The organism is Leucobacter salsicius M1-8 (assembly GCF_000350525.1).
In the GTDB taxonomy this organism is placed as follows: Bacteria; Actinomycetota; Actinomycetes; order Actinomycetales; family Microbacteriaceae; genus Leucobacter; species Leucobacter salsicius.
In genome coordinates, this window is sequence record NZ_AOCN01000022.1 from 334,596 (window position 1) to 360,437 (window position 25,842).

Genomic DNA, 25,842 nt, shown 5'->3' on the forward strand with positions numbered 1-25,842 from the left:
CTCCGCGCTCCGAGTGAAAGGCGGGCGCCATGACCTATGTAATCGCTCTTCCATGCGTGGACGTCAAGGATCGCGCATGTGTAGACGAGTGCCCGGTTGACTGCATCTACGAGGGCGAACGTGCGTTGTACATTCACCCCGACGAGTGCGTGGACTGTGGCGCGTGCGAGCCGGTGTGCCCGGTCGAAGCCATCTACTACGAGGACGACCTGCCGAGCGAATGGGCCGACTATTACAAGGCAAACGTCGAGTTCTTCGACGAGATCGGCTCGCCTGGCGGCGCCGCAAAGGTGGGGCCGTACGCGTTTGACCACCCCGTCATCGCAGTACTGCCACCCCAGGGCGACTAAGCAAAGCCCGCTGAAGAGCGCGTGTTACGGCGGTGTGTGCAGACGCACCGCCGTCGTCACGAAATCGCATTTTGTTTGACGTCAAGATAACCTGGGGTGCGGACCGGCTGTATCCAGCAGTGTCCACCGGCTCTTCAGGGAACCGATAGTGTGTAAGCAAGGCCGCCGTCACACCCGACGGCGAGCCGACATGAGACCTCACGAGGAGACGACGTGACCGAATCGACTCAGGGCCAGGGTGCGGCCGCAGCGAAGCTGACGTTCCCGGGCGGTTCCGCCGAGCTGCCGATCGTGAAATCGGTAAGCGGGACGTCAGCGATTGACGTGACGACGCTCACTCGGCAAAGCGGACTGACCGCGCTTGACTACGGCTTCGTAAATACCGCATCGACCAAGTCTGAGATCACGTACATCGATGGTGAGCAGGGCATTCTGCGCTACCGCGGTTACCCGATTGAAGAGCTTGCCCGGCACTCCACTTTCATGGAGGTCGCGTACCTGCTCATTTACGGCGAGCTGCCGACGGAGACCGAGCTCGAGGCGTTTAACACCGAGATTCGCCGGCACACGCTGCTGCACGAGGACATGCGGTACTACTTCGAGGCGGTGCCCCACACGGCACACCCGATGGCGGTGCTCTCGGGCGGCTTGCAGACGATGTCGACCTATTACGAGGACTCGCTCGACACGAACGTGCCCGAGTTTGTCGAGGTCAACACGATTCGCCTGCTGGCGAAGCTACCGGTGCTCGCGGCATACGCGCACAAGAAGTCGGTGGGCCAGGCGTTCTTGTACCCCGACAACGAGCTCAGCTTCGTTGAAAACTTCTTGCGCCTCAACTTCGGCAACAAGGCCGAGAAGTACGAGATGAACCCCGTGCTTGTGGACGCTCTCGACAAGCTGCTCATTCTGCACGCGGATCACGAGCAGAATGCATCGACGTCGACCGTGCGTCTGGTGGGTTCCACCGGCGCCAACATGTTCTCGTCGGTGTCGGCTGGCATTAACGCGCTCTCGGGCCCGCTGCACGGCGGCGCAAACGAGGCCGTGCTCGACATGCTCGCACAGATTCGCGACTCGGGTCAGAGTGTTGAGACGTTCGTTGAGAAGGTCAAGCGCAAGGAAGACGGCGTCAAGCTCATGGGCTTCGGGCACCGCGTCTACAAGAACTACGACCCCCGTGCCCGCATCGTGCGCGAGAGCGCTGGCAAGGTCCTCGAGGAGCTGGGAGTCAGCGATCCGCTGCTCGGACTCGCGCAGGAGCTGGAGCAGATCGCCCTTGAGGACGACTACTTCAAGGAGCGCAAGCTCTACCCGAACGTCGACTTCTACACCGGTGTGATCTATAAGGCGATGGGCTTCCCCACTCGCATGTTTACGGTGCTATTCGCGATCGGCCGGCTCCCCGGCTGGATCGCCCAGTGGCGCGAGGCTCGCCTGGATCCCCAGACGAAGATCGGTCGACCGCAGCAGCTCTACATCGGGTCGCCAGAGCGGCACCTCGACCGCTAAAGCGAGGAATTCTATGGCACGCTTGCTCGGGCGACACCGTAGTTTTACGAAATAGACTCGCCGTTGGTTCGGCGATGTCATGCGTGCCCGATAAACTGGGTACGAACCACCAACAATGCGAGGAGGCGTCATGGCTGCAATGAAACCGAGGACCGGGGACGGACCCATGGAAGCGGTGCGTGAGAGCCGACTGATCGTCGTGCGTGTACCACTTGAAGGCGGAGGGCGTCTTGTAGTCTCGGTCAACAATGAAGAAGCAGCCGAGCTGCGTGACGTGCTCGCCGCAGTGCTTGACGGCTAGTACTGCGAACAACGAAGGGCCCGGGATTCGTGGAATCCCGGGCCCTTTCGTTTGCGGAGACTGACTCGCGCCGAGGCTAGCCTTCGAGCCGCACGAGCGTGAGCAGCCCGTCGCCAGCGGGTGACAGCGCGGGGGCGATGGCGGGGGACTCTGCCACGATGGCGAGCAAGTCACGCATGGCCTGTGTCTCTGCATCACGCGAGGCGGGATCCGGCACGCGGCCGTGCGCAAATGCGCTGGGAACTGCCACCAGCCCACCCGGGCGCACAACGCCCAGTGCGTACTCGAAATGCTCCAGGATCTGAGCGGGGTTCGCGTCGACGAGCACGATGTCGTATGCCGCGAGGTTGAGGCGCGGCATCACGTGGCGCGCATCACCCTCGATGAGGCGGAGCCTGGAAGCCGCGACCCCGGCGTTCGCAAACGTTGCGCGGGCCTCGCGTAGGTGCTCGGGCTCGATCTCGATAGAGGTGAGGGTCGCCTGGGGTGCATGACGAAGCAGCGATAGGCCACTCACCCCGACTCCGGTGCCGATCTCGCAGATCGCGCGCGCCTGCATTACGGTGGCATAGCCCGAGAGGTGGGCCGCGACTGACCGGCTCACCGGCTCGATCCCCAGCTCGAGCGACAGGCGGCGCGCAGCGATGGTTGCGTCAGTTTCTGCCGGGTACTGCTCGGCAAACTGCCAGTTGCGCACGATCTTGCTCACGTGGGGCCCTCCGGTTCTTTCTCGCACCGCCGAGTGACGGCGCGTGACCCGGAGTCGCGCGCGGAGGTGCATTCGTTTCTAGAGTAGAGGTTCCTGCACATGTGCGCGTGGCATTCTTCCTCACGGGCGCGGCGCGCTACGATGGCAGGGTGCTGGGCCTCACATTTGACAAGATTTTGGTGATCATGGTGATCGCCATGTTTGTGCTGGGCCCCGAGCGGATTCCCGGGTACGCCAAGAAGCTCGGCGAGCTCGTACGCGGTGTGAAACACATGGCCGACGGCGCGAAGGATCGACTGCGCGACGAGATGGGCCCCGAGTTTGACGAGGTCGATTGGCGTCAGCTGGATCCCCGTCAGTATGACCCCCGTCGCATCATTCGTGACGCCCTCGTCGAGGACGAGCGTGAAGCGCGGGCCGAAGCCCGCAAAGAGCGGGTGGCCGAGGCCCGTCGCGAACGCGAGGCACGCGCCGGCGATGGCAGCCTGCGCTACGACGAGGAAGCGACATGACCCGGAGTATCCAGAAGTAATGCGCGACGATGCCCAGCAGACACCGCCGGAAGCCCAGGCAGCGGTGGTTGATGCTGTGCGCAGTGTGGTGTCTGACCGCACGGGAGTTTCGGTCACCGATCTCGACGGAATCATCACGTTCGTCAACGATTGCTTCTGCGAGCGAAGCGGCTACTCCCGCGCCGAGCTCATCGGTGAAACCCACGAGAAGCTCGAATCGGGGATCCACCACCCCGCATTCTTTGCCGAGATGCGCGAGATCCTCGCCAGCGGCGGCACCTGGCGGGCGAATATGTGCAATCGCGCCAAGGACGGCAGCGAGTTCTGGGAGGATGTCACGATCGTCCCCACGATCGGGCCCGATGGGCTCCCCGAACGTTACGTCGCGATCCGGATCGAGCCAACGCTGCGGCACGCCGCGAACGAGCGAGAGATCTATCGGCTCGCTCACATCGATACCGTAACGGGGCTGCCGAACCGTGGCGCGCTGCTGCGCACCATCCTTGAATCTGCGGATCGAAGCTCGCCCCCGAAAAACTGTGGATTCCTTTCGGTGAGTATTGACGAGCACGCGACAGTCAACGACGCGTTCGGATTCGCAGTGGGTGACGAACTGTTGGCGGTGGCCTCGGCGCGGTTGCGCGCGCTTACGGGGGATCAGTCGCTCGTTGGACGTGTCGACGCGCACACCTTCGGCGTGCTGTTGCCCGACGCTGGCGGCTCAGAAGCGTGTGCCTCGCGCGCCTGCGCAGAGGTAGCGGAGCGGATTCGGCAGTCCTTCTCGGGGCCCATTGACCTGGGACCTGGGGTAAGTATTGAGGTCTCGGTCAGTATTGGTTTTGTGGTGTTCAGCTGTCACGTATTTGCTGCGCAGGGCATATTTGGCGCTGGGCAGGCGGATGAAGTGCTCAAGCGAGCCGATGTTGCACGCAAGAGCGCAGTGCGGGCTGGCGGACTGCACCGGGTCAGGCAGTTCACTGAGTCCATGCTGGTGCAGGCGCAGGACCGCGCGCAGTTCGGTCACGAGCTGCGGCAGGCCGTGAAAATGGGGCAGCTTCGCCTACACGCGCAGCCGATCGTGGACGCGGATCGCCGCGTAGTCGGCGTAGAGGCGCTCGTGCGCTGGCTGCATCCCGAGCGGGGGCTCCTGATGCCCGACGAGTTCATTCCGCTCGCCGAACAGTCGGGCCGCGTTGTCGATGTCGGGGCGTGGGTGCTTGATCGTGCTTGCGCAACACTCCAGGCATGGCAGAAATGCCCGAGCACGGCTGGCATCACCCTGTCGGTTAACCTAAGCGAGCACGAGATTCGCACCGCGGGATTTGCCAAGCGGCTGCGCGAACGCGTCGAACACTACGGTCTCGCGCCCGGTAGCCTGCAGGTCGAGCTGACCGAGAGCACCTGGCACCGAGACGTTGAATCGACAGCCGAACTCTTGCGGTCACTGCTCAGCGCCGGCGTGACGGCGTCGCTCGATGACTTTGGGACGGGGTACTCGTCGCTCAGCTACCTGCGCGATCTGCCCGTGCAGCAGCTCAAGATCGACCGGTCGTTTGTCTCGAGTGTGGCAAACGACCCGCGAGCAGTTGCGGTCACGCGGACCATCGTCGATCTCGGACGTACATTTGGGCTGCAGGTCGTCGCGGAGGGGGTCGAAACCGAGGCGCAATTTGAGACGTTGCGGGTCATCGGGGTCGACGCGTTTCAGGGCTTCTTGTTCGCCCCCGCTCGGCCCATTGAGGAGCCGATCCTCGCCGGAATGTTACCGGACGCTGAGGCCTAGCTTTCGGCCCGCAAGCCCGCGAGGTGAAGCGCTGAGTCCCTTCGCGATCTCGAGCACCGCCCGCGCGGCGGGGTCCTCTGGGAGGGTGAGCACCGCCGGTTCCCCGGCATCGCCCGCCTCACGAAATGCGGGGCTGAGCGGTACACTTCCCAGCAGCGGCACCGCCGGGTGAGCTTCGTCGTGCAGCCGCTCGGTAACGAGTTTGCCTCCGCCCGACCCAAACACATCGATGATGCTCCCGTCAGGCTGCACGAGGCCAGCCATGTTCTCGATGACCCCGATGACCCGCTGCCCGGTCTGCCGTGCCACGAGAGCGCTGCGCACGGCCACGTCGGCGGCGGCCTCCTGCGGCGTCGTCACGACGAGCACTTCGGCCTGCGGTAGCAACTGCCCCACGCTGATAGCGATGTCGCCCGTGCCAGGCGGTAGATCGAGCAATAGCACGTCGAGGTCGCCGAACCACACATCGCGCAAGAACTGCTCGATGGTGCGGTGCAGCATGGGCCCGCGCCACGACACGGCGGTGGTGCGTGGGTCGGCGTCGCCCAGGAACATGCCAATGGAAATCACCTTGACGCCGTGCGCCACGGGCGGCACGATCATGTCGTCGACGCGGCTGGGCTGTGCCACCTGGCCGTCACGGCTCAAGCCCATGATGCCGGGGATCGAAAAGCCGAACACGTCTGCGTCCACGAGCCCGACGCGCAGCCCCTGCGCGGCGAGCGCCACCGCGAGACCCGCGGTAAGGGACGACTTACCCACTCCACCCTTGCCGCTCGTCACCAGAATCACGCGCGTGAGCGAGTCGGGGCCAAACTGTTGGGGCTTGGTCGCCCGGTCGCCACGCACGAGCTCGACGAAGGCACGCCGCTCGGTGGGGGTCATGACTCCCACGTCGACGGTCGTCTCGGTCACCCCGGGGGTTCCCGCCACCGCGGCGGTGACGTCGGCCTCAATTCGGCGTGCGGCGGGGCACCCCGCGATCGTCAGGCTAATGGCGACGCGTGCACGCCCCTCGTCATCGACGGCAATGTCGCCCACCATGCCGAGCTCCGTGATGGGGCGCAGGATCTCGGGATCCTGCACGCGCGCGAGCGACTCGAGAATTGCGTCCTTAGTGGGGTGCGACATCGGTTCCTTCTGCGGCTGAAGCGCCGGGGGCCTTGCGGGCAGTTCGTGGTTCGTGGTTCGGGTGTTGATCCGGATCATCGGCCAGTTCAGCGAGCAGCGCCTTGAGCTCCGCCCGTACGAAATCGCGATCCGGCAAGTCCTTGAGCGCGAGCCGCAGCGCGACGACCTCGCGCGCGAGGAACTCGGTGTCGGCCAGGTTGCGTTCGGCGCGCTGCCGATCCTGCTCGATCTGCACGCGGTCGCGGTCGTCTTGCCGGTTCTGCGCGAGCAGGATCATCGGGGCTGCGTAGGAGGCCTGCAGCGACAGGATGAGGGTGAGTGCGGTGAACCCGAGCGCTGCTGAGTCAAACCGAAACTCTTCGGGGCCAATCGTGTTCCAGAGGAGCCAGGCCACACACACGAGCGTCAGGAACAGGAGAAACCAGGGAGTTCCCATGCCGCGGGCAATGCTCTCGGTCCAGCGGCCAAAGCGTTCATTGGTGCTGGCGTTGCCGGAGCCGCCGCGCGGGGTACGCACGCTGGTGGAGCGTGGCGCATCGAGCGCGCCGGGGCGCTTGAAGAAGCTCATAGTGCACGGCCCTTCTGCGCGGGCGAGCCGAAGGCGCTGTGCGTATCGGATTCGTCGTCCGCGTGGCGCCAATCGTCGGGGAGGAGGTGATCGAGCACATCGTCGACTGTGACGACGCCGACGAGTCGACCCTGGTCGTCGACGACTGGCATCGCGACGAGGTCGTAGCTGGCCAAGCGACGCGACACCTCGGCCGCGCTCGAGTGCACCGATACCGCCTCAATCTCGGTGTCGATGAGGGCCGACAGGCGCTCATGGGGCGGAAACCGCAGCATGCGCTGGAAGTGGGCCATGCCGAGATACTCGCCCGTGGGCGTCTCGTAGGGAGGGTTGGTCACGTACACGGCTGAGGCCATCGCCGGCGGAATCTCGGCCCGCCGAATCATGGCGAGCCCTTCGGCGACGCTCGATTCACCCGACAGCACGATGGGCGACGGGCTCATGAGACCACCCGCAGTGTCGGCGTCGTACTCGAGCAGCCGGCGCACGTCCTCGGCTTCCTCCGGCTCCATCAGATCGAGGAGCTCGATGCCGGTGGCAGTGGGGAGCGCCGCAATGAGGTCTGCCGCGTCGTCGGGCTCCATGCGATCAAAGATGTCGGCCGTGCGCTCTTGGGGGAGGAGCGCGAGGAGCGCGAGCTGGTCGTGCTCGGTCATCTCTTCGAGGGCATCTGCGACACGGTCATCGGAGAGTTCGCCGATCACCTCGAGCATGCGGGGCTGCTGCAGTTCGAGCAGCGCCTCGGCGAGGTCAACGGGTTTGAGGTCGACCAGGGTTTGGATCAGGAGCTCCGCGGAGTGCGAGCCGGGGGTTGCGCTCGGCAAGCGTACGTCAGACCACTGCACGATGCGCGACTCGGCGCGCGCGAACGGGGTCGCGGCGCGGTGCAGTTTCACGAACAGCTCGCTGACGAGCCACTCGCCGGTGCGGCTGCGCTCGATAGCCGCGTCTTCGATGCGGGCCTGAGCGGCGGGCTCGCCCGGGCGCGTGGCGCCCAGGTGCACCTCGCGGCCGATGAGTTCCGCGATCATGCGTGTCTCGCCGCCCCGCTGCTCGAATCGGCGCACGTTGATGAGGCCGGTCGTGATGACCTGGCCCGAGCCGATTGAGGTGACGCGACTGATGGGCACGAACACGCGGCGTTTGCCGGGGATCTCGACGATAAGCCCCACGACGCGGGGTGCGCCGGAGGCGCGGAAGACCACCAGCACGTCTCTTACCTTGCCGATTCGGTCGCCCACCGGATCAAAGACGCCTCGGCCAGCGAGACGCCCGACAAACACCCTCGAAGTAGTCACCCCCCTAAGTTACCGCGCCTCGCTGTGGCTTGGGGCAACGGATGCCTCCGGCGCGCTGTCCGTTCATTGTTGGGGACTCAGGGTTACCGCAGCCGCGCCCCCGAGACTGGGGCGATGAAGCCTCCAACTCACGCGAAGCGCGCCCAGTTGAGTCGCCGGGCAGCCCTCGCGCTCCCTGTGCTCATCGCGATGGGCCTCGCGGGGTGTGCGGCGAAGCAAAGTCAGGTCACACCGCAAACGGCTCCGAAACCCGCCCCCGTCCCTGCTCCCGAACCCGTCGAGCCACCAGCGGCAGCGCTGCTGTTGGTCTCGCTCGCGCGCGGCGATGAGATCGCGATTGTCGATCCGGCGCAGAACGCCACAGAACAGGCAGCCCGCACGATCACCGTCGGCGCGGCCCCCTGGGGCGTCGGGGTGCACGGGACGACCGGTTACGCTGCGACCGCGGAGGGGCTCGCCGTGGTCGACCTCGTGCAGGGAGTACGCACGGACCTCGTGCCATACCTGCACCCTACGAGTGAGCGTGCGACCGGCGAATACCGCCCGGGCGGGCTCGGGCTCGCCGTGTCACCCGACGGCAGCCGGGTCTACGTCGCGGTGACCAGCGGCGATGGCGCGTTCTTTCTGGAGGCCTTTGACACTGCCGATGCGAAGTTCATTGGATCGGCGCCCGTTGGTTTGCGCCCCTTCGACGTGCTCGTTGCGCCAGACGGCGCCTGGGCAGCGACGGTCGACCACGACAGCTTCACGGTCTCCGTGGTCGCTGCGGACACTCTGGCCGTGACGCAGCACGAGGTGGCGCCGTTCGGCACCGAAGGCGGGCTGGCCTCGTGGGAGAAACCCCACTACGGCGCGGTCGACACCACGCCAGGGGCCAATTTCGGAAGCATCTTGCTGCCCTATCAGGGGGAGGTCGTGGTGCGGCTCGACCCGCTCACCGGCGCAACGAGCGAGATCGCGAGTGCCGCGAACTCACATGCTCACGGCACCACGCTCGCGGGCCGCACACTCCTCACCGTCGGCACCGGATCATTTGGGAGCGCCACGGGAGTCGCCAACCTGTCGATTCTGGATCTGGACTCCGGCGCTGAACGAGAGGTGTCTCTCAAAGTGCCACACGAGACCGTAGCGGTGTGGCGAGACGCGTCGGGGCGAGAGTTTGCGGCGGTAGCGGGGGGAAACACTCGCGATGCCGGATGGGATGGGCTGACGCTCGTGGCACTCGACGATCTTGGCGTGCGCGAGATCCCACTGCCGGGGTACCCGCAGGCGGTGGTGGCTTTCACCACGCGCTGACGCGGCGAGTGATTTCTCCACGCTGCTGTGACAGGATTGGGAACATGAGCACACCGACGACCCCCGGATCACGCCGTCAGTTGATGTTGACGCCCGAGCTGCCGACGGGTGAGATCGTGTCGACCTACGACCGCTACGAAGACGCGAAGCACGCGGTCGACGTGCTGGCCCGCGCCGGGTTTCCGGTGCAGCAGGTCAGCATCCTGGGCAACGACGTGCGCAGCGTTGAACGCGTCACCGGTCGACTGACCTACGGCCGTGTCGCGCTCATGGGTGCGCTTTCGGGGGCCTATCTCGGCCTGTTTCTGGGGCTACTGCTGTTCATCTTCCAGCCCGACAACTCGGCCATCGTTGGCGTGTTTCTGGCCGCACTGGTGATTGGTGCCGGATTCGGCATGCTGTTTGGTGTGCTGTCGTACTCTATGAACCGCAATCGCCGTGACTTCTCCTCGGTGATGCAGATGGTGGCAACGCGCTACGATCTCTTGACCGATGCTGACCTTCTGCACGACGCACGCCGCGTCCTGTCGGGTGGCGCCGCTGACGCTGGCGAGTGACCCGCAGCGCACAACACCGCAGGGTTGAAGCCCGCGGAACCGTCGCGATCGCGCTGACGTTCGCGCTGGTACTGGCCGTCATCATTGGCGGGCCGCCGCTCGTGAGGTATCTCAAGGCATCCACGATCACCGAGTCGTTTGGGCTTGAAGACGCGGTCGCCGCGCTGCGGCTCGACGCTCACGACCGCTCGTACCTGGTGCTGGTAAACGAAGCGGGTGATACCCGATCGGCGTTGCTCGAGGAGCGCGGCTTTGAACGCTCGAAGCTGGAGTGGACGGAGGCCGGGCTGAGCACGGGGGACCCGACTCACGAGTACCTCCTGCGTGCGGACGACCTCGTGCAGATGGACCTTGCGACTCCACGAGAGAAACGGGAATCACTTTCGGAACGCACGCGGGTCGCCACGGCCAACGGCTTTGCCGTGTTGAACGGTTCGGCCCACGGGCAGCAGTTGGTCATGGTCGACGCAGCTGCCGGTGGGGCAACAGCGCTTGACATTGGATACGTGAACCCTGAGATCGCCAGCTGCGGCGACAGCGTCGTCATGGTGGACGGCTCAGGAATACACGAGGTGACGCCTGAGGCGAACGACTTCGATCGCTTCGGCCCGTTCGACGACGTCGAGCAGCTCGTGTGCTTTGATGGCCGCGTGTTTGGCCTCGGCGATGTTTCAGACGACCCGCAGCCCACTCAGCTGTTGCGGGTGTGGAACCAAGAATCTGGCGCGCCCGTCGAGTACCTCGTCCGATACCCCGACCGGGTACAGGGTTGGGCGCCATCTTCATCATTCGTGCAGGATGGGCGGTTGTTCTGGGCGGTAGAGGGGTACCTGTGGTCGGTCGAGCTGCCGGCACCCGACAGCGCTGAAACGGGGCGCACGACCGTGCTTGAGGCGGAAGAATCGGGGATCTCAGCGGCTCGATTCGCGGCACCGATGGATCGACTTTGCACAGCGGCGTCGCAGGCTTCGGTTCCGAGGTCGTTGCCCCTGCCGCCGGGAAAGTGTTCAGCGTTGCCGCCGATGAGACCTGGGTGCAGCGGAGGAAGTCTCGTTCCTTTGACCGCTTGGACAGCATGCTGATTTTTAGCGTCGATCCGGTGTCAGGCGAGCGCCGAGTCGAGGTCGAGATCGACCGCGTTGACTTTCCGCGTAGGGAGTTCAGCGTGCACGCGATTGCCGTCAACCCTGACTGGGCTGCAATGCGCTGAGACGCCGCAGCCCCGCAGTCAGCTACACGTCGCGCAGCAACTTCTGAATGCGCTGCCCCGAGACCGGCTCGGCCGTGCGTAGCTGCTGCGCAAACAGGCTCACCCGCAGCTCCTCGATCAACCAGCGAGCGTGCACAAGCTTCTCGGGGGCGCCCTCGGGCAGCGGAATGCGCCCGCCCGCGTCCGAGAACAGGATGAGCATGCGATCGATCTCATTCTGCCAAGCCCGGTCGCGGCCGGGATTCTCGGTGAGGCCGCGCATACGCAGGCACAACGCCTCGAGATACACGGGCAAACGACTCAGCTGTGCGAGGCCCGTGTGCGAGACAAACCCGTCGTAGACGAGCCCCTCAACCTGCTTCGCGGCGTCGGCCACCTGACCGAGTACCTGAATCGACTTCGCCTGGTCGATCGCCTTGCGGGCCATACGGACACCGTCGAGTGTCTTCGCCGTCAACGCGATGGCGCCGTACACGGCATTGATCAGCGATCGGGCGTACTCGTTGGCAATCTGCTCAAACTCCTCGGCAGACCAGACGAGCCCGTCGGGGGCGTGCTTACGAATCGCGGCGTCGGCCACGGCGAGCGAGACATCTGCGATCGCGGCGTCTAGGCTGCGGTACGGGCCGGCCCCGAGCAGCAGCTTTTCCTGGTTCGACAGATGCTCGCGAATGTAGCTCGCGGGCGACGGCGAGCTGAGCACCAGCAGGCGGCGAATACCGCGCCGCGACAGGCGTGCCTGCTCGGCCACATCGGCGACGAGCACCAGATCGACGCTCGTGCGCCGGTCCAGGATCGCGGGGTACGCGCGTACGACGCCCGCGCCCGGGCCACGGCCCTTCGCGTAGGCAGTGTCGACGTGCTTGGGCAGCGTCCCAAACGTCCAGGTCGTCACATTCTTGCGCTCGAGCTCACTCTTGGGGAGCGCGGACGCCGCGACCTTCGCGACGCCCTGCGTCGCCTGCTGCTTGTGCGCGGCCTTCAGCTCGCCCAGATTCTTGCCGGTACCCACGGTCTTACCGCGGCCATCGACCACCCGGAAGGTGGGAGTGAGGTGCGCAGGCAACCGATCCGGATCAAAATCATCGGGACTCACGGGCACGCTCGTGCGGCGGCGGATCTCGGTCGCGAGCAGCGCCGTGAGCGCGGGCGCCTCGGTGCCCTGCCCACGCTCAAGCTGCGGTTCGATAGCGGCGAGCAGAGTGCGTGCCCAGTCGGCCGCGGGCACGACGTGCTTGCGGATCTGCTTGGGGAGCGTCTTGATGAGTGCGGTCACGAGGTCCTGGCGCAGGCCGGGCACGAGCTTCTCGAAGTCGGCCTCGTCGAGTCGGGGGAGCAGCGGCAGCGGCACGTTGACGGTCACACCGTCGTCCTCGGCCGTGGGGTCGAAGCGGTACTTCAGTCGCAGGCGCTGGTCGCCGTGCTGCCACTCGCGCGGAAACTCTTGCTCATCGACGTCGTCGGCCTCGTCCTCGAGCAGGTCCTCGCGCTTGAGGTGCAAGAACTGCGGGTCGGTGAGGCGCTTCTTCTTCCACCAGCCCTCGAAGCTGCGCGTCGAAACAATTTCGGCGGGAATGCGCTGGTCGTAGAACTCGAAGATGGACTCGTCGTCGCTCACGATGTCGCGGCGGCGCGTGCGTTCCTCGAGCTGTTCGAGCTCCCGGCGCAGCTGCCGGTTCGCGCGGTCGAAGGCCTGCGGCGAGTCCCAGTCGCCGTCGACGAGCGCGTGCCGAATGAACAGCTCGCGCGCGTGCGGGCGGTCGAACCGGGCGAGCTGCACGCGGCGACGCTCCACGATCGCGACGCCGTAGAGCGTGACGCGCTCGTAGGCGACGGCCGCGCCCTGCGTCTTCTCCCAGTGCGGCTCGGAGTACTGGCGCTTCGCGAGCGGGCCCGCGAGATCCTCGGCCCACGCGGGGTCGACGACGGCGTTGCCGCGGGCAAACAGCCGTGAGGTCTCGACGAGCTCGACGCTCATGACGACCTCGGGTGGCTTCTTGGCGAGCACCGACCCTGGGTAGAGCACAAACCGGGTGCCGCGCGACCCCACGAACTCCTGGGCCGGCTTGCGCTTCGCTGCGCCCTGGGTCGCGGCGGCGCCGCGGCCCGCGGGCTGGCGGCGATCCTGCTTGTCGTCGCGCACGCCCAGCTGCGACAGCAGACCCGCGAGGATCGACCGGTGGATCGCCTCGCTCGGGCCGCCCGACTCTGCCTCTGCAGGGCCCGTCTCAGCGGTGCTAGCGTCGCGCTTGACCCCGGCGATGCGCGAGATCTGGCGATACAAATCCATCCACTCGCGCACGCGCAAGAAGTTGAGATACTCGGCCTTGCACATGCGCCGAAACGCGCTCGAAGATCGCTCCTGCTGCTGCTTCTGCAGGTAGTTCCACAGATTCAGCAGCGTCGAAAGGTCGCCGTGCGGGTCGTTGAAGCGCGCGTGCAGCTCGTCGGCACGGCCGCGCTCCGCCTGTGGCCGCTCGCGCACGTCCTGAATGGTGAGGCCGGCGACGATCGCGAGCACCTCGGGAACGACATCTTGGGCGCGCGCCTCGACCACCATGCGGGCAAAACGCGGTTCGATGGGCAGACGAGACAGCTCGCGCCCGATCTTGGTGATGCGGTGGCTGGGTCCCTGGGGAGCCGCCTTGCCGCGCGCGCGCCCGAGTGCCTCGACCGCGCCCAGCTCGGCGAGCAGCCCCAGCCCGTCGGCGATGCCACGCTGGTCGGGCGGGGTGAGGAATGGGAACTCAGCGATCTCGCCAAGCCCGAGCGACAGCATCTGCAGAATCACCGAGGCGAGCCCGGTGCGGCGGACCTCGGGCTCGGTGAACTCGGGGCGCGAGAGGAAATCTTCCTCGCTATAGAGCCGGATCGCAATACCCGGGCTCGTACGCCCCGAGCGGCCCGAACGCTGGTTGGCGCTCGCCTGCGAGACCGCCTCGATCGGCAGCCGCTGCACCTTGCTCTTCGCGCTGTAGCGCGAGATACGGGCGGTGCCGGCGTCGATGACATAGCGGATACCGGGCACGGTGAGCGAGGTCTCGGCCACATTGGTGGCGAGCACGATGCGGCGCACACCCTGGGTGCCGCGCTCGAACACACGGTGCTGCTCGGCCGCGCTGAGCCGGCCATACAGCGGCAGAATCTCGGTGCGGGCGCCGCGGGCCGAGCGGCGCAGATGCCCGCCGAGTGCGTCTGCCGCGTCACGAATTTCGGCCTCGCCCGAGAGGAACACCAGCACATCGCCGGGAGCCTCGCGCCCGAGCTCATCGACCGCCTGGCCGATCGCGTCAAACAGATCCCGTTCCTCAGTGCGCGTCTTCGGCGCAGACGCGGTGGCGTCTGCGCGGGGCGCAGGAGAACGCTTCGCGTTCCCCTCTGAGCGCCCCGCGCCCTTCGGATCCGGCACCTCGATCTGCTCAATCAGCGGTCGGTATCGCACCTCGACCGGGAAGGTGCGGCCCGAAACCTCGATGATGGGGGCGGGCTTGCCCGTCTTCACGTCGGCGAAGTGCTGAGCGAACGACTCGGGGTCGATCGTGGCCGAGGTGATGATCACCTTGAGATCGGGGCGGCGCGGCAGCAGCGTGCGCAGGTAGCCGAGCAGGAAGTCGATGTTGAGGCTGCGCTCGTGCGCCTCATCGATGATGATCGTGTCGTAGGCCTTGAGATCGCGGTCGCGGTGGATCGCGTTCAGCAGGATACCGTCGGTCATGAGCCTGACGCGGGTGTCTGCCGAAACCTTGTCGGTGAACCGCACCTGGTAGCCGACCAGCCCGCCGAGTTCTGAGCCGAGCTCCTCAGCAATGCGCTCCGCGATCGTGCGGGCAGCGATGCGTCGGGGCTGGGTGTGCGCGATGCGCTGCATACCCAGCTCGAGCGCGATCTTGGGCAGCTGGGTGGTCTTGCCCGAGCCCGTTTCGCCCGCGACGATGACGACCTGATGGCCTTGAATCGCCTCGCGGATCTCGTCGCGCATTTGCGAGACGGGTAGCTCTTCGGGGAACGAGATGTGGGGAAGGTGCAGTGTCATGACCTCCCTAGTATCCCAGCGTTTGCCCGGCGGCGTGGCGTCATAGACTGAAGAAGAACCGTACTCAAAGGAGACTCGATGACCTCGCTGCAGATTCCCCACGTCACGCTTGCTCGCGGAAGCCAGATTCCGCAGCTGGGTGTGGGTACCTACCAGATCGATCCGGAAGACACGGAACGGGTGGTGAGCGAGGCATTCGAACTGGGGTACCGCCACATCGATACGGCGAGCCTGTACGCCAACGAAGCGGGCGTGGGGGCCGCGGTGGCAGCGAGCGGGCTGCCCCGGGACGACCTGTTCATTACGACGAAGCTGTGGAACAGCGACCAGACGCGCGCCACGGCAGCATTCGAGGAAAGCCTCGACAAGCTCGGCCTCGACCGCGTTGACCTATACCTGATCCACTGGCCGCAGCCCATGTTTGGCGAGGCGCTCACCGCGTGGCGCGATCTCATCGAGATCGCCGCGTCGGGCCGGGCAACCGCGATCGGAGTGTCAAACTTTGAGATCGCAGACCTGCAGCAGCTGATCGACGAGACGGGCGTCGTGCCCGCCGTCAATCAGATCGAGGCGCACCCATTCCATCAGCGGCGCGAACTCAGCGCGTTCTGCGCCGAGCACGGCATCGCGATTGAAGCCTGGGGGCCGCTCGCGCGCGGCCGCACCGATCTGCTCGAGCGCCCCGAGATTCTTGCGGCGGCGCAGGCACACGGACGCACGCCGGCGCAGGTCGTACTGCGCTGGCACGTGCAGCAGGGCCGCATCGTCTTTCCCAAGACCACGCGCCGTGAGCGGCTGATAGAAAACGCTGGGCTCTTCGACTTCTCGCTCTCGGCGGCCGAGATGGCCGCGATCGATGCGCTCGAGGAGGGCAAGAACCTGGGGCCAGATCCCCGCACGTTCGACGGCCGATAGCCAGTTCGCGGCCGGCCAGTGGCCTGCCGATAGTAAATCGGGGCGGTTTCAACCGCTCCCCGTACGAAGAGGGCGCTCGCGCGCCCTAGGATAGGAAGCATGTCCAAGGTTCTTTCTTCTCTTCCCGTGGGCGAGCGCGTCGGCATCGCCTTCTCCGGTGGTCTCGATACCTCGTGCGCAGTCGCCTGGATGCGCGAAAATGGCGCCATCCCCTGCACGTACACGGCCGATCTCGGCCAGTATGACGAGCCCGATCTCGATGGCGTTGCAGCCCGCGCCAAGGAGTACGGCGCAGAGCTCGCGCGTCACGTTGACGCGAAGCGCGCGCTCGTCGAGGAGGGCTTCGTTGCCCTCCAAACCGGCGCATTCAACGTGCGCTCGGGCGGCAAGACCTACTTCAACACGACTCCCATCGGTCGCGCGGTCACGGGCACGCTGCTCGTGCGCGCGATGAAGGAGGACGGCGTTGACATCTGGGGCGACGGCTCGACCTATAAGGGCAACGACATCGAGCGGTTCTACCGCTACGGTCTGCTCGCCAACCCGAGCCTGCGCATCTACAAGCCGTGGCTCGACAGCCAGTTCGTTGAGGAGCTCGGCGGTCGCCAGGAGATGAGCGAGTGGCTCGTCGCAAACGGCTACCCCTACCGCGACTCGACCGAGAAGGCGTACTCGACCGACGCCAACATCTGGGGCGCCAGCCACGAGGCCAAGGACCTGGAGTTCTTGAACGCCGGGCTCGACATCGTCGAGCCCATCATGGGCGTTGCCGCTTGGCGTGAAGACGTCGAGGTGCTCACCGAGGAGGTATCGGTGCGCTTCGAAGCCGGTCGTCCCGTCGCGATCAACGGCGAGGTCTTCGACGACCCCGTAGCGCTCGTCTACAAGGCGAACGAGATCGGTGGCCGTCACGGACTCGGCATCTCCGACCAGATCGAGAACCGCATCATCGAGGCGAAGTCGCGCGGCATCTACGAGGCCCCCGGCATGGCGCTGCTGCACATCACGTACGAGCGCCTCGTCAACGCGATCCACAACGAGAACACGCTGGCTTCGTACCACAACGACGGCCGCAAGCTCGGCCGCCTCATGTACGAGGGCCGCTGGCTCGACCCCGAGTCGCTCATGATGCGCGAGGCGCTGCAGCGCTGGGTGGGCTCGGCAGTCACGGGCGAGGTCACGCTGCGCCTGCGCCGCGGCGACGACTACACGATCCTCAACACCGAGGGCCCGAACCTCAGCTACCACCCCGAGAAGCTCTCGATGGAGCGCACCGTGGGCGCCGCATTCGGTCCCCAGGATCGCATCGGTCAGCTGACCATGCGCAACCTCGACATCGCCGACTCGCGCCAGCGTCTCGAGCAGTACGCGTCGATGGGCATCGTAGGCGGCCCCGTCGCTGAGCTCGTGGGCAAGCTTGAGGCCGGCGGAGCAGCCGAGATCGCTGACGCGGTCACGGGCATTAGCGTCGACGGCGACGAGCTCGGCCTGGCTGCCGCGTTCGACGCTGGCACCGACTAAGCGTTCGTACACACAACGGCGGCTGCCACGGGAATCCCCGTGGCAGCCGCCGTTGTGTGTACGCCGGGGCTCAGAACGTGGGAGCTATGGCGCCAGCCCAAACCGCGAAGAGCCCCGGATCAGTGATCCGGGGCTCTTCGCGTGCTGCGGGTGCTTGTTACGGGCACCCGCAGAGGGTCCTTAGGACGCGCGGCGCGCGCGAGCTGCGCGGCGCTTCAGCGCACGACGCTCGTCCTCACTGAGACCGCCCCATACGCCAGAGTCCTGGCCGGTGTCCATTGCGTACTGCAAGCACATCTCGGTGACCGTGCAACGTGCACAAACGGACTTTGCCCGTTCGATCTGCTCCACTGCCGGGCCAGTGTTTCCCACGGGGAAAAACAGCTCGGGGTCCACCGTGAGACACGCAGCCTCTTCGCGCCAATCCATCTTGATCTCCTCTTCAATGCACGCGCACGAGAGAGTCAGGCCATATAGCCTAGTACTCGCGCCGTAATTACCTGATACGTGGCTGAGAATGCTCACGTCGGTGTGCGCGAAACTCGACGGAATATATAGTTTCACGGAACACCAAGCAAATCAATAGGCATTTTGTAATTCATAAGAAAGAGAGCCGAAATGGTCTCGACACCTACTGGCCATGTGCGGTCGAAACTGGGCTGGGCAATTCTCAAGGTTTTGCTGGGGCTTGAGACGCTGGGCCTGGTCGCCGTGCTCGGGTTCACGATCGTGCGTTCGATCGCCGAACCGGGCGACGTGACCCAAGAAGTGAGCCTGGTGCTCATGAGCGCCGTGTCGCTCGCGTGGGTGGCTGTCACCTTCTTCGGCGTCGTGCGTTCCCGTGCGAGCTGGGCACGCAGTAGCGCGGTAGCGATTCACGTGCTGACGTTTGCCGGTGGCACCGGCTGCCTGCAGCTGGGCATCGGGCCGTGGTGGCTAGGGCTCGGCATCGTCGCCATCGCGCTGATCGGGTTCGCTGCCGCGATCATGGCTCGACCCGAGGTGGCGCAGACGGGGGCCTAACGGAAGAATTGAAAAGGCTCGGGCGTCCCAGGGTGCCCCAGGACGCCCGAGCAAGATGTATGTGACCGGGCATGTGTGTCACGGGGCAATTGCGGGCGGCCAGGGCGATCCTGGCGCCTGTGCGGCGGTGTTACGCGTCGAGCCCGAGCAGCTTGCGCACGCGAGCGACGTGGCCCGTGGCCTTTACGTTGTAGAGCGCGTGCTCAATGTTGCCGTGAGCATCGATGACGAACGTTGAGCGGATGACGCCCTCGATGATGCGGCCGTAGCTGTTCTTCGTGCCAAACGCGCCGTAGGCGCGGTGCACGTCGAGCTCGGGGTCGCTCAGCAGCGGGTACCCGAGCTCGTCGCGGTCGGCAAACTTGCGCTGCTTCTCGACCTTGTCGCGCGAGATGCCGAGTACGCGCACGCCAGCCGCCTGCAGTGCGGCCTCCGAGTCACGGAAGTCACACGCCTGCTTGGTGCAGCCGGGCGTCATTGCTGCGGGGTAGAAGAACAGGACCACCCGTTCGCCTCGGTACTCCGAGAGGGAGCGTGTTGCGCCGTCTTGATCCTGGAGCGAAAACTCCGGGGCGGGCTGACCGGGTTCAAGAATCACGCGTTCACTCATGCGGCCAGCCTATCGGCGTTACTTGAGCAGCCGGCGCAGGGACTCGACTCGCGCAGCACCCGATGCGTCGAGCTCGCCGTTCTCGATGGCGAGGTTGAGTTCGCAGTCTCGAGCGTCCTCCTGATGGGTGCAGCCGCGCGGGCAAGCCTCGATGAGCTCTGCGAGATCGGTGAATCCGCGCAGGATCCCCTCGCTCGTGACGTGACCGAGCCCAAACGAGCGCACGCCCGGGGTGTCGATGACCCAGCCGGTATCGCCATCGCTCGCGTTCGGTGTGCGGGCGCGCAGCGCGACCGACGATGACGACGTGTGCCGGCCGCGGCCTGTCACCACGTTGACGTGACCGATTGCGCGGTCCGCCTCGGGCACGAGCGCGTTAATGAGCGTCGATTTGCCGACCCCCGAGTGGCCCACGAATACCGTCGTCTTGCCCGCCAGGGACGCTCGAATCTCGTCGAGCGGCCAGGCGTCGTAGGCCGAGCGGAAGACCGGCACCTCAAGCGCAGAGAAGTGCGCGAGAAACGGATCCGGATCAGCAAGGTCGGTCTTCGTGATGCAGATCAGCGGCTGAATTCCGGCGTCGTACGCGGCCACGAGGTACCGGTCCACGAGCCGCACGCGCGGTTCGGGGTTCGCCGCCGCCACGACGATCAGCATCTGATCGGCGTTCGCGACCATGACGCGCTCGACGCGGTCGGAGTCATCGGCGCTGCGGCGCAGCAGGGTCGCGCGCTCGTCGACGCGCACGATGCGGGAGAGTGACCCCTCGTCGCCCGAGGTGTCGCCCACGAGCTGCACGCGGTCACCGATGACGATGGGGGTGCGACGCAGCTCGCGCGCCCGGGCCGCGGTGACGTCGCGCTCGCGCGCGTCAGCCGGATCCGAGTCCTCGGGCACGAGCACGGAGTAGCGCCCGCGATCCACGCCCGTGATCATGCCGGTGATGGACTCGGCATGCTCGGGGCGCCGCTTGGTGCGTGGCTTGTTCGCCTTGGGGTTCGGGCGAACACGGAGCCGCTCAGCGTAGTCCGCGTAGGGGTCTTCGCTGTCGTCGGGGGTGAGCCAGCTCATGCTCAGAAGCTCTCGAGGTACTGGGTCGAGCCGAGGCCGCCCAGGCCCAGCACGTCGCCACCCGACGGCTGCGCCGTGCCGAGGCCGAGCATGGCGTGCCAGAGCTCGGGGAACTGGGGCAGCGTCTTTGACGTGCACGCAATGTCCTCGACCTCGATGCCTTCGACGACGAGGCCGATGAGGGCGCCGGTCGTGGCTATGCGGTGGTCGGCGTAGCTGTGCCAGACACCGGCGTGCAGCTGGGCTGGGCGCACTTCGATGCCGTCCTCAAGCTCCTCAGCGTCGCCGCCGAGTGCATTGATCTCGGCGACGAGCGCCTCGAGCCGGTTGGTTTCGTGGTGTCGGGTGTGACCGATGCCGGTGATGCGGCTCGTGTGCCCGAGCTGACCGGCCAGTGCTGCAAGACCCACGAAGGTCGGCGAAAGCTCGCCGGCCTCGGGAATGTGCAGGGTCGCACCCGTGAGTTCTCCGCTGCGACTGACCGTGAGTGCGCCGTCTGCTGAAAGCTCCGCCGTGGCACCAAACGCGGTGAGCAGGGTGCGCAGCTGGTCGCCCACCTGCGTCGTCTCGGCGGGCCAATCGGTGATCGTGACGCTGCCGCCCCCCGCCCCCGCTGCCGACAGGAACGGGGCCGCGTTCGACAGGTCCGGCTCGAGCCGCAGATTGCGTGCGCCAATGGGGCCGGGCTCGACCTTCCACTCGCCAGTGGCGGGTGAGGAGGCCTGCACGCCACGGGCCCGCAGCGCCTCAAGCGTCATCTCGATGTGGGGCACGCTCGGCAGCCGCTCGCCGGTGTGCACGACGTGCACGCCGTTGGTGAAGCGGGGGCCAGCGAGCAGCAGGGCCGATACGAACTGGCTCGACAGCGAAGCGTCGACCTCGACGCGGCCGCCCTCGAGCCCACCCGTGCCGTGCACGGTGAACGGCATGGCGCCGCGGCCCTCGTCTGAAATGTCTGCCCCGAGCGCGCTCAGCGCCTCGAGAAGCGGGCGCATGGGGCGCTTGCGTGCGTAGGGGTCGCCATCGAACGCGACGGGCCCGAGCGCGAGCGCCGCGACCGGCGGCACGAAGCGCATGACGGTGCCAGCGAGGCCGCACTCGATCGTGGTAGATCCCGTGAGCTCAGCGGCGGGGGTGATGCGCAGGTCGGCACCAAATGCGCCGGATCCGGGCACCTCCTCGATGCGGGCGCCCAGCGCACGCATTGCCTCGACCATCAGGTCGGTGTCGCGGGAGTGCAGCGGAGCGTGCAGCATGCCCGGTGCATTGGCCAGTGCGGAGAGCACGAGCTCGCGGCCCGTGAGGGACTTCGAGGCGGGAAGCTGCAGCCGCCCGTGCACGGGGGAATGCGCGCTCGGGGCCGCCCAGTGCTGGGCCTCGCCCTCGAGGCTTTCGCCCGACCCGACCTCGTCGCCGTCTTTACCCTGATTCATCTTTGCGATCAACATCACCGCCGAGTCTACCCGGGTTGTGTACGACATGCCTGAGCCTCGCAATCCGCGACCGATAGGATCGGCGTGTGACCACATCCACAACGCCCAATGACCTGGAGCGCCGCTTTACGCGGGAGGCGCTGCCGCTGCTCGATCAGCTGTACGGGGCGGCGATGAAGATGACGCGCAATCCGCAAGACGCGCAGGACCTGGTGCAAGAGACCTACCTGAAGGCGTTTGCCGCGTTCGAATCTTTCGCCGAGGGAACGAATCTCAAGGCCTGGCTGTACCGGATCCTGACCAACAGCTACATCAACACGTACCGCAAGAAGCAGCGGGAGCCCTATCTCGGCGTCGTGGAAGAGCTCGAGGACTGGCAGCTGGGAGGTGCCGAATCGACGACGGCGATGTCGTCTCGCTCGGCCGAGGCAGAGGCGATCGACCGCTCGCCCGACTCCGTCGTTACGTCGGCGCTCAACGAGCTCCCCGAAGACTTTCGGATGGCCGTCTATCTCGCCGACGTGGAGGGCTTCAGCTACCAAGAGATCGCCGATATCGCCGAGGTACCCATCGGCACGGTGATGAGCCGGTTGCACCGCGGCCGCGCGCGGCTCAGAAAGGCGCTCGGGGAATACGCCGCCGAGCAGGGCGTTGGTACTGGTAGAGCTTCAAAGAAAGGAACAACGCGATGAGTGACTGCGACGGCGCGAAAGGCAAGCTGTACGAGCTGCTGCGCGGTGAACTGTGCGCCGAGGACTCGGCGCCGATCCGTGAGCATCTCGCGGAGTGCCCCGAATGCCAGGGCGAAGAAGACGTCTGCCGTCAGCTCATGGGAGTGGTGAAGCGCGCCTGCATCGAAGAGCGGGACGCGAACTGCCCACCCGAGCAGCTGCGAGATGCAATCCTGTCGAGCCTGCGCGGCGCGACGAGCGCGTAGCCTGCGGGATCAGGCGCGCTCGCGCATCGCTCCCTATTCAGTGAAGCGTGCGTTCAGCCGTTCGAATGTCGCCTCGGTAACTCCGGCCGCGCGCAGGTAGGTGAACGCGCCACCGCGCGCCTCGACCACGGTCGTCAGCGTTCGATCGAGTGCCGCGGCCGGCGAAGCGCCAACGAGCTGCTCGACCACGGGCGTCACGTCGACGCCGTGCGCGCGCAGGGCCGCGACATGCTCGTCAAACCAGGCGCCTCGCAGATGAGCCTCCGACGCCTCGTAGTTGGTGAGCACGTCGTCGCGGTCGACGCCCAGCGCGAGCAGGGTGAGCGCGGCGATCGCACCCGTGCGATCCTTGCCCGCCGTGCAGTGAAACACGGTGGGCCCGCCGTCGGCGAGCATCGTCACGCCCGCGGCGAGCGTGTCGGCGTGCTCCGCGTAAATCAGGTCGGTGAGCGAGAAGATGTCGAGCTGGCGCGCCACGTGGGCGCTCGCGCTCGGAAAGATGGGGTGCGCCACAAACTCGATGCCCGCGGGCAGTGCGTCGGGCATGATCTGCCGCTCAAGGTCGTCGCGCAGATCGATGACGCGCGTGACCCCGAGCTCCTGCAGCTGGGCCTGCCCCGACGCTGCAAGACGCGCGAGCGAGTCCGAGCGAAACAGCAGCCCGGTTCGCGTATGCCGGTCACCCGCGCGCAGCTCGCCAAGGTCTCGAAAATTGTAGGTACCTTCGATAGCGAGAACGTCGTTGCGCATGTCATCCATCCTTGCAGACACGCGTGCGCGATCAGAAAAAGCCGTGAAATTCAGGTCAGCAGGCTGCGAAGGGCCGCGGCCAGCTCGGCCGGGCAGGCCTCGTGCAGATTGTGCGGGCCCGCGAGGCTGAGCACTCGGCTCTGGGGGAGCCGCTCCCGCCACTCGGCCGCGAGCTCTTCGGACACCATGCCCGACTCAGCGCGCACGAGCGACACCGGCATCGGCAACCCGGCCAACACGTCCCACAACGGCGCGAGCGCGCCCTCGGGGCTCGCGGCTGACAGTCCGTCGAGGTGCGCGAAGTGGTGCGTCCACTCCAGTCGGCCGTCTTCGCTGCGGCGCGTGTTCAGCGCGACGCCGCGCGTCAGTGCGGCTCGGTCCGACCCGATACCAAACGCCACCGCACGGTCGACGATCTCGTCGACGGTCGCAAACGAGCGCTGCCCCTGAACGAACTCGGCCACGGCGCTTGCGCCATCAGTGGGGCGTACCCCCGGGGTGATGTCGACGAGAACAAGATGCGACACCCGGCTCGGAATTGCGGCCGCGACAAGCGCCGCCGTCAGCGCCCCGAGCGAATGCCCCACGAGCGCAAACGGCGCGGGCGGAGACTGCTCCGGGGCGAGCTGGGCGAGCGCCGGTACGAGGTCGCTCGCCAGCGTCACCGGGCCATAATCGGCGTCCTCGCGCCATGAGCTGCGGCCGTGCCCCGGCAGATCGACTGCGAGTGCGGGCAGCGCGAGCGAGATGAGCATCGGGTCAAAACTATGGGCGTTGAGACCGGCTCCGTGCAGCGCGACAATGCGCAGGGCATGATCCGGATCGAACCTCAGCCCAGCCACCTCACGGCCGTCGGTGAGTGGGGCCGTGACCCGCCGAACCGTGGGCGCCTGCGCGCCGACACGTGCGGCGTCTGCCGCGAGAAACCGAAACTCGTCGTCGATCATCATTGGGGCAGCCTAGCGGGTGCGGCGCACGTAGCCGCCGTCTTCGAGACCAGCCTCAATCTCGAAGCGATTGCGCAGCGGGTCCTGGCCAGCGAGTGCATAGAGCAGCGGCATCGCGAGGCCGTATCTGCGCCACTGGGAGACGTGCACGCGCTCGTGCCGCAGCACGGCCTTGGAGACGTTCTGGTTGGTGAGATAGCACGCGCCGACGCAGGTGCCGCCGCGGCGAAACGTCCACTTCGGCATACCGCGAAATACCCAGAGGCCGTCGACGCGTTCGATCTTTCCCGTGCTCCATATCGCGCCCCAGACAAACCCGACGCAGGTGGCGTAGGCGAAGCCGAACCAGGCGAGGGGGAGCGGCCGGGCGTGAGCCGCCTCAGGGGCGCTCACGCGGTACGCCCCGAGGTCAGTGCCGCCAGGATGCGCAGCACCGTGGGGAGGTCGTCGCCCGCGGTCTCGGCGTTCGTCGGGGCAAACTCGCAGATCGAGGCACCGGCGAGCGGCACGCGCCCCAGCACCTCGCGCAGCATGCCCGTGAGCTCGGCGACCAGCAATCCGAACGGCACCGGGGCGTGCACCGACCCGAACTCTGCGGGATCGAGGACGTCGAGGTCGATGTGCACGTAGACGTGCGTGGCACCGTCGACGCGCTCTGCGATCACGGCCGCGAGTTGCTGCAGGGCCGTGAGCCCGGCGGCGGCCTCGGCGGTCTCAGTTGCCGCGGCCGTTTCCGTGCGCAGCGCGTCGAACACCGAGATACCAATGGGCGACAGTCCCAGCCGCCGCAGCTCCTCGGTTTCCTCGGGGTCGTGTTCACGCGTTCCCACGAGCACGAGCCGCTCGGCGCTGATTGGGTTGCGGGCGCGCAGATCCTCGGAGCCATCCCCGAGGGCGTGCCGCAACGTCATTCCCGAGGCGGCACCCGACGGCGAGGTGCTCGGGTGCTGCAGGTCAGGATGCGCATCAAACCAGAGCACCGCGAGGTTGTCGCTGCCGTGGCGACGCACGGCCGCTTCGAGGCCGGGGAGCGACGAGGCACAATCGCCGCCGACGATGATCGGCGTGCCCGTCGCCTCGGCGAGGAGGGTGAGGGCCGAATCACGGGCGTGAATCAGGCTCGACAGTCGCGCCACGGGTGTGCCGAGGGCGTCGCCCGCCTCGAGGGGTACGGGAACGTCAATGCGGGCACGGGTGGGCAGGTCCTCCCGCAGCAGCTGCGCGCCCTCGGTGAGCCGCATGGCTCGCGACGATGCGGATCCCTGCCACTCGGGCATCACGAAAAACACGGGTTGAGACATCGCGACCTCGCTACCTTTGCTCGCTTGTGCGACCTCTAAAAGTCGATGCTTCTATGCTACGCCTCGCGCGGCGA

The 25,842-nt window shown here is 66.5% G+C and carries 27 protein-coding genes; 14 read left to right on the forward strand and 13 right to left on the reverse strand.

What is annotated here, in order from left to right; all coding sequences use genetic code 11:
* Positions 1–29 precede the first annotated feature (29 nt).
* The 3 genes from fdxA to C795_RS16965 all read left to right on the forward strand — a co-directional run bounded on the left by fdxA (position 30) and on the right by C795_RS16965 (position 2,163).
* Complete coding sequence (fdxA, locus tag C795_RS0110625) at positions 30–350, forward strand: ferredoxin (protein WP_026139607.1); 321 nt, start codon at positions 30–32, stop codon at positions 348–350.
* A gap of 213 nt (positions 351–563) precedes the next feature.
* On the forward strand, positions 564–1,862 hold the full coding sequence (locus C795_RS0110630; RefSeq protein ID WP_017793744.1) for a citrate synthase: 1,299 nt from the start codon (positions 564–566) through the stop codon (positions 1,860–1,862).
* A gap of 130 nt (positions 1,863–1,992) precedes the next feature.
* On the forward strand, positions 1,993–2,163 hold the full coding sequence (locus C795_RS16965) for a DUF3117 domain-containing protein (RefSeq protein WP_083879225.1): 171 nt from the start codon (positions 1,993–1,995) through the stop codon (positions 2,161–2,163).
* A 76-nt stretch (positions 2,164–2,239) separates the two neighbouring features.
* On the opposite strand, the gene C795_RS0110640 is transcribed toward C795_RS16965, so the two are convergent.
* Positions 2,240–2,872, reverse strand: coding sequence for an O-methyltransferase (locus tag C795_RS0110640; protein ID WP_017793746.1), 633 nt, complete (start codon positions 2,870–2,872; stop codon positions 2,240–2,242).
* 101 nt (positions 2,873–2,973) lie between these two features.
* On the opposite strand from C795_RS0110640, the gene C795_RS0110645 reads away from it, so the two are divergent.
* Both C795_RS0110645 and C795_RS15820 read left to right on the forward strand, forming a co-directional pair.
* Positions 2,974–3,384 carry a twin-arginine translocase TatA/TatE family subunit gene (locus tag C795_RS0110645; RefSeq protein WP_017793747.1) on the forward strand — a complete coding sequence of 137 codons (411 nt, stop codon included), beginning with the start codon at positions 2,974–2,976 and terminating at the stop codon, positions 3,382–3,384.
* Positions 3,385–3,403: 19 nt separating this feature from the next.
* Positions 3,404–5,167 (forward strand): putative bifunctional diguanylate cyclase/phosphodiesterase, encoded by a 1,764-nt coding sequence (locus C795_RS15820; RefSeq protein ID WP_017793748.1) that lies wholly within the window; start codon positions 3,404–3,406, stop codon positions 5,165–5,167.
* Here C795_RS15820 and C795_RS0110655 read toward each other — a convergent pair.
* From C795_RS0110655 to C795_RS0110665, 3 genes are read right to left on the reverse strand one after another with little or no spacing between them, the layout of a single operon-like run.
* Positions 5,147–6,298: an Mrp/NBP35 family ATP-binding protein gene (locus tag C795_RS0110655; RefSeq protein ID WP_017793749.1), complete on the reverse strand. Its 1,152-nt coding sequence runs from the start codon at positions 6,296–6,298 to the stop codon at positions 5,147–5,149. The two genes, C795_RS15820 and C795_RS0110655, sit on opposite strands and share 21 nt — an antisense overlap.
* The gene (locus tag C795_RS0110660) at positions 6,282–6,866 is read right to left on the reverse strand and encodes a DUF1003 domain-containing protein (protein WP_017793750.1); all 585 of its coding nucleotides are present in this window, start codon (positions 6,864–6,866) and stop codon (positions 6,282–6,284) included. Before C795_RS0110660 ends, C795_RS0110655 begins: the two co-directional genes overlap by 17 nt.
* Positions 6,863–8,164 carry a magnesium transporter MgtE N-terminal domain-containing protein gene (locus tag C795_RS0110665; protein WP_033349525.1) on the reverse strand — a complete coding sequence of 434 codons (1,302 nt, stop codon included), beginning with the start codon at positions 8,162–8,164 and terminating at the stop codon, positions 6,863–6,865. The genes C795_RS0110660 and C795_RS0110665 overlap by 4 nt, the downstream gene beginning before the upstream one ends.
* Before the next feature lie 114 nt (positions 8,165–8,278).
* Between C795_RS0110665 and C795_RS15825 the strand changes: the two genes are divergently transcribed.
* From C795_RS15825 to C795_RS17705, 4 genes are read left to right on the forward strand one after another with little or no spacing between them, the layout of a single operon-like run.
* Positions 8,279–9,460: a YncE family protein gene (locus C795_RS15825; RefSeq protein WP_033349527.1), complete on the forward strand. Its 1,182-nt coding sequence runs from the start codon at positions 8,279–8,281 to the stop codon at positions 9,458–9,460.
* Between the two features lie 44 nt (positions 9,461–9,504).
* Positions 9,505–10,017, forward strand: a complete 513-nt coding sequence (locus C795_RS0110675) for a general stress protein (protein WP_026139610.1) — start codon at positions 9,505–9,507, stop codon at positions 10,015–10,017.
* Positions 10,014–11,099 (forward strand): hypothetical protein, encoded by a 1,086-nt coding sequence (locus tag C795_RS0110680; RefSeq protein ID WP_017793754.1) that lies wholly within the window; start codon positions 10,014–10,016, stop codon positions 11,097–11,099. Before C795_RS0110675 ends, C795_RS0110680 begins: the two co-directional genes overlap by 4 nt.
* Positions 11,093–11,227: a hypothetical protein gene (locus tag C795_RS17705; protein WP_017793755.1), complete on the forward strand. Its 135-nt coding sequence runs from the start codon at positions 11,093–11,095 to the stop codon at positions 11,225–11,227. Before C795_RS0110680 ends, C795_RS17705 begins: the two co-directional genes overlap by 7 nt.
* Before the next feature lie 22 nt (positions 11,228–11,249).
* Here C795_RS17705 and hrpA read toward each other — a convergent pair whose 3' ends face one another.
* Positions 11,250–15,260 carry an ATP-dependent RNA helicase HrpA gene (gene hrpA, locus C795_RS0110690; protein WP_017793756.1) on the reverse strand — a complete coding sequence of 1,337 codons (4,011 nt, stop codon included), beginning with the start codon at positions 15,258–15,260 and terminating at the stop codon, positions 11,250–11,252.
* A gap of 78 nt (positions 15,261–15,338) precedes the next feature.
* Here hrpA and C795_RS0110695 point away from each other — a divergent pair, with 78 nt between their 5' ends.
* Both C795_RS0110695 and argG read left to right on the forward strand, forming a co-directional pair.
* Positions 15,339–16,175, forward strand: a complete 837-nt coding sequence (locus C795_RS0110695; protein ID WP_017793757.1) for an aldo/keto reductase — start codon at positions 15,339–15,341, stop codon at positions 16,173–16,175.
* 99 nt (positions 16,176–16,274) lie between these two features.
* Positions 16,275–17,696: an argininosuccinate synthase gene (gene argG / locus C795_RS0110700; protein WP_026139612.1), complete on the forward strand. Its 1,422-nt coding sequence runs from the start codon at positions 16,275–16,277 to the stop codon at positions 17,694–17,696.
* 180 nt (positions 17,697–17,876) lie between these two features.
* Here the strand turns inward: argG and C795_RS0110705 are convergent, their stop codons facing one another.
* Complete coding sequence (locus tag C795_RS0110705) at positions 17,877–18,125, reverse strand: WhiB family transcriptional regulator (RefSeq protein ID WP_026139613.1); 249 nt, start codon at positions 18,123–18,125, stop codon at positions 17,877–17,879.
* Positions 18,126–18,314: 189 nt separating this feature from the next.
* On the opposite strand from C795_RS0110705, the gene C795_RS0110710 reads away from it, so the two are divergent.
* On the forward strand, positions 18,315–18,719 hold the full coding sequence (locus tag C795_RS0110710; protein WP_026139614.1) for a hypothetical protein: 405 nt from the start codon (positions 18,315–18,317) through the stop codon (positions 18,717–18,719).
* Positions 18,720–18,849: 130 nt separating this feature from the next.
* On the opposite strand, the gene bcp is transcribed toward C795_RS0110710, so the two are convergent.
* From bcp to aroA, 3 genes are read right to left on the reverse strand one after another with little or no spacing between them, the layout of a single operon-like run.
* The gene (gene bcp, locus C795_RS0110715; RefSeq protein ID WP_026139615.1) at positions 18,850–19,329 is read right to left on the reverse strand and encodes a thioredoxin-dependent thiol peroxidase; all 480 of its coding nucleotides are present in this window, start codon (positions 19,327–19,329) and stop codon (positions 18,850–18,852) included.
* 18 nt (positions 19,330–19,347) lie between these two features.
* Entirely contained in the window at positions 19,348–20,400 is a 1,053-nt protein-coding gene (gene rsgA / locus C795_RS0110720; protein ID WP_017793762.1) for a ribosome small subunit-dependent GTPase A, read from the reverse strand.
* Positions 20,401–20,402: 2 nt separating this feature from the next.
* A complete protein-coding gene (gene aroA / locus C795_RS0110725) occupies positions 20,403–21,848 on the reverse strand; it encodes a 3-phosphoshikimate 1-carboxyvinyltransferase (RefSeq protein ID WP_051053800.1) in 1,446 nt (481 codons plus the stop codon).
* A 71-nt stretch (positions 21,849–21,919) separates the two neighbouring features.
* Between aroA and C795_RS0110730 the strand changes: the two genes are divergently transcribed.
* Complete coding sequence (locus tag C795_RS0110730) at positions 21,920–22,525, forward strand: sigma-70 family RNA polymerase sigma factor (protein WP_017793764.1); 606 nt, start codon at positions 21,920–21,922, stop codon at positions 22,523–22,525.
* Entirely contained in the window at positions 22,522–22,770 is a 249-nt protein-coding gene (locus C795_RS0110735; protein ID WP_017793765.1) for a zf-HC2 domain-containing protein, read from the forward strand. Before C795_RS0110730 ends, C795_RS0110735 begins: the two co-directional genes overlap by 4 nt.
* A 33-nt stretch (positions 22,771–22,803) precedes the next feature.
* On the opposite strand, the gene C795_RS0110740 is transcribed toward C795_RS0110735, so the two are convergent.
* Genes C795_RS0110740 through C795_RS0110755 form a run of 4 tightly spaced genes read right to left on the reverse strand, consistent with a single transcriptional unit; the run spans position 22,804 to position 25,768 of the window.
* Positions 22,804–23,520: a tyrosine-protein phosphatase gene (locus C795_RS0110740; RefSeq protein WP_017793766.1), complete on the reverse strand. Its 717-nt coding sequence runs from the start codon at positions 23,518–23,520 to the stop codon at positions 22,804–22,806.
* A gap of 50 nt (positions 23,521–23,570) precedes the next feature.
* Positions 23,571–24,470: an alpha/beta fold hydrolase gene (locus C795_RS0110745; protein WP_017793767.1), complete on the reverse strand. Its 900-nt coding sequence runs from the start codon at positions 24,468–24,470 to the stop codon at positions 23,571–23,573.
* Between the two features lie 9 nt (positions 24,471–24,479).
* Positions 24,480–24,860: a hypothetical protein gene (locus C795_RS15830; protein WP_017793768.1), complete on the reverse strand. Its 381-nt coding sequence runs from the start codon at positions 24,858–24,860 to the stop codon at positions 24,480–24,482.
* Positions 24,857–25,768 (reverse strand): arginase family protein, encoded by a 912-nt coding sequence (locus C795_RS0110755; RefSeq protein WP_017793769.1) that lies wholly within the window; start codon positions 25,766–25,768, stop codon positions 24,857–24,859. The genes C795_RS15830 and C795_RS0110755 overlap by 4 nt, the downstream gene beginning before the upstream one ends.
* Between the last annotated feature and the right edge of the window lie 74 nt (positions 25,769–25,842).

What these genes read in the sequence shown, in the direction of transcription:
- fdxA (WP_026139607.1), top strand. Translation starts at nt 30, where the DNA reads ATGACCTATGTAATCGCTCTTCCATGCGTGGACGTCAAGGATCGCGCA.
- C795_RS16965 (WP_083879225.1), top strand. Translation starts at nt 1,993, where the DNA reads ATGGCTGCAATGAAACCGAGGACCGGGGACGGACCCATGGAAGCGGTG.
- C795_RS15820 (WP_017793748.1), top strand. Translation starts at nt 3,404, where the DNA reads ATGCGCGACGATGCCCAGCAGACACCGCCGGAAGCCCAGGCAGCGGTG.
- C795_RS0110655 (WP_017793749.1), bottom strand. Translation starts at nt 6,298, where the DNA reads ATGTCGCACCCCACTAAGGACGCAATTCTCGAGTCGCTCGCGCGCGTG.
- C795_RS0110660 (WP_017793750.1), bottom strand. Translation starts at nt 6,866, where the DNA reads ATGAGCTTCTTCAAGCGCCCCGGCGCGCTCGATGCGCCACGCTCCACC.
- C795_RS15825 (WP_033349527.1), top strand. Translation starts at nt 8,279, where the DNA reads ATGAAGCCTCCAACTCACGCGAAGCGCGCCCAGTTGAGTCGCCGGGCA.
- C795_RS0110675 (WP_026139610.1), top strand. Translation starts at nt 9,505, where the DNA reads ATGAGCACACCGACGACCCCCGGATCACGCCGTCAGTTGATGTTGACG.
- C795_RS17705 (WP_017793755.1), top strand. Translation starts at nt 11,093, where the DNA reads ATGCTGATTTTTAGCGTCGATCCGGTGTCAGGCGAGCGCCGAGTCGAG.
- hrpA (WP_017793756.1), bottom strand. Translation starts at nt 15,260, where the DNA reads ATGACACTGCACCTTCCCCACATCTCGTTCCCCGAAGAGCTACCCGTC.
- C795_RS0110695 (WP_017793757.1), top strand. Translation starts at nt 15,339, where the DNA reads ATGACCTCGCTGCAGATTCCCCACGTCACGCTTGCTCGCGGAAGCCAG.
- argG (WP_026139612.1), top strand. Translation starts at nt 16,275, where the DNA reads ATGTCCAAGGTTCTTTCTTCTCTTCCCGTGGGCGAGCGCGTCGGCATC.
- C795_RS0110705 (WP_026139613.1), bottom strand. Translation starts at nt 18,125, where the DNA reads ATGGATTGGCGCGAAGAGGCTGCGTGTCTCACGGTGGACCCCGAGCTG.
- C795_RS0110710 (WP_026139614.1), top strand. Translation starts at nt 18,315, where the DNA reads ATGGTCTCGACACCTACTGGCCATGTGCGGTCGAAACTGGGCTGGGCA.
- bcp (WP_026139615.1), bottom strand. Translation starts at nt 19,329, where the DNA reads ATGAGTGAACGCGTGATTCTTGAACCCGGTCAGCCCGCCCCGGAGTTT.
- rsgA (WP_017793762.1), bottom strand. Translation starts at nt 20,400, where the DNA reads ATGAGCTGGCTCACCCCCGACGACAGCGAAGACCCCTACGCGGACTAC.
- aroA (WP_051053800.1), bottom strand. Translation starts at nt 21,848, where the DNA reads ATGTTGATCGCAAAGATGAATCAGGGTAAAGACGGCGACGAGGTCGGG.
- C795_RS0110735 (WP_017793765.1), top strand. Translation starts at nt 22,522, where the DNA reads ATGAGTGACTGCGACGGCGCGAAAGGCAAGCTGTACGAGCTGCTGCGC.
- C795_RS0110740 (WP_017793766.1), bottom strand. Translation starts at nt 23,520, where the DNA reads ATGCGCAACGACGTTCTCGCTATCGAAGGTACCTACAATTTTCGAGAC.
- C795_RS0110745 (WP_017793767.1), bottom strand. Translation starts at nt 24,470, where the DNA reads ATGATGATCGACGACGAGTTTCGGTTTCTCGCGGCAGACGCCGCACGT.
- C795_RS0110755 (WP_017793769.1), bottom strand. Translation starts at nt 25,768, where the DNA reads ATGTCTCAACCCGTGTTTTTCGTGATGCCCGAGTGGCAGGGATCCGCA.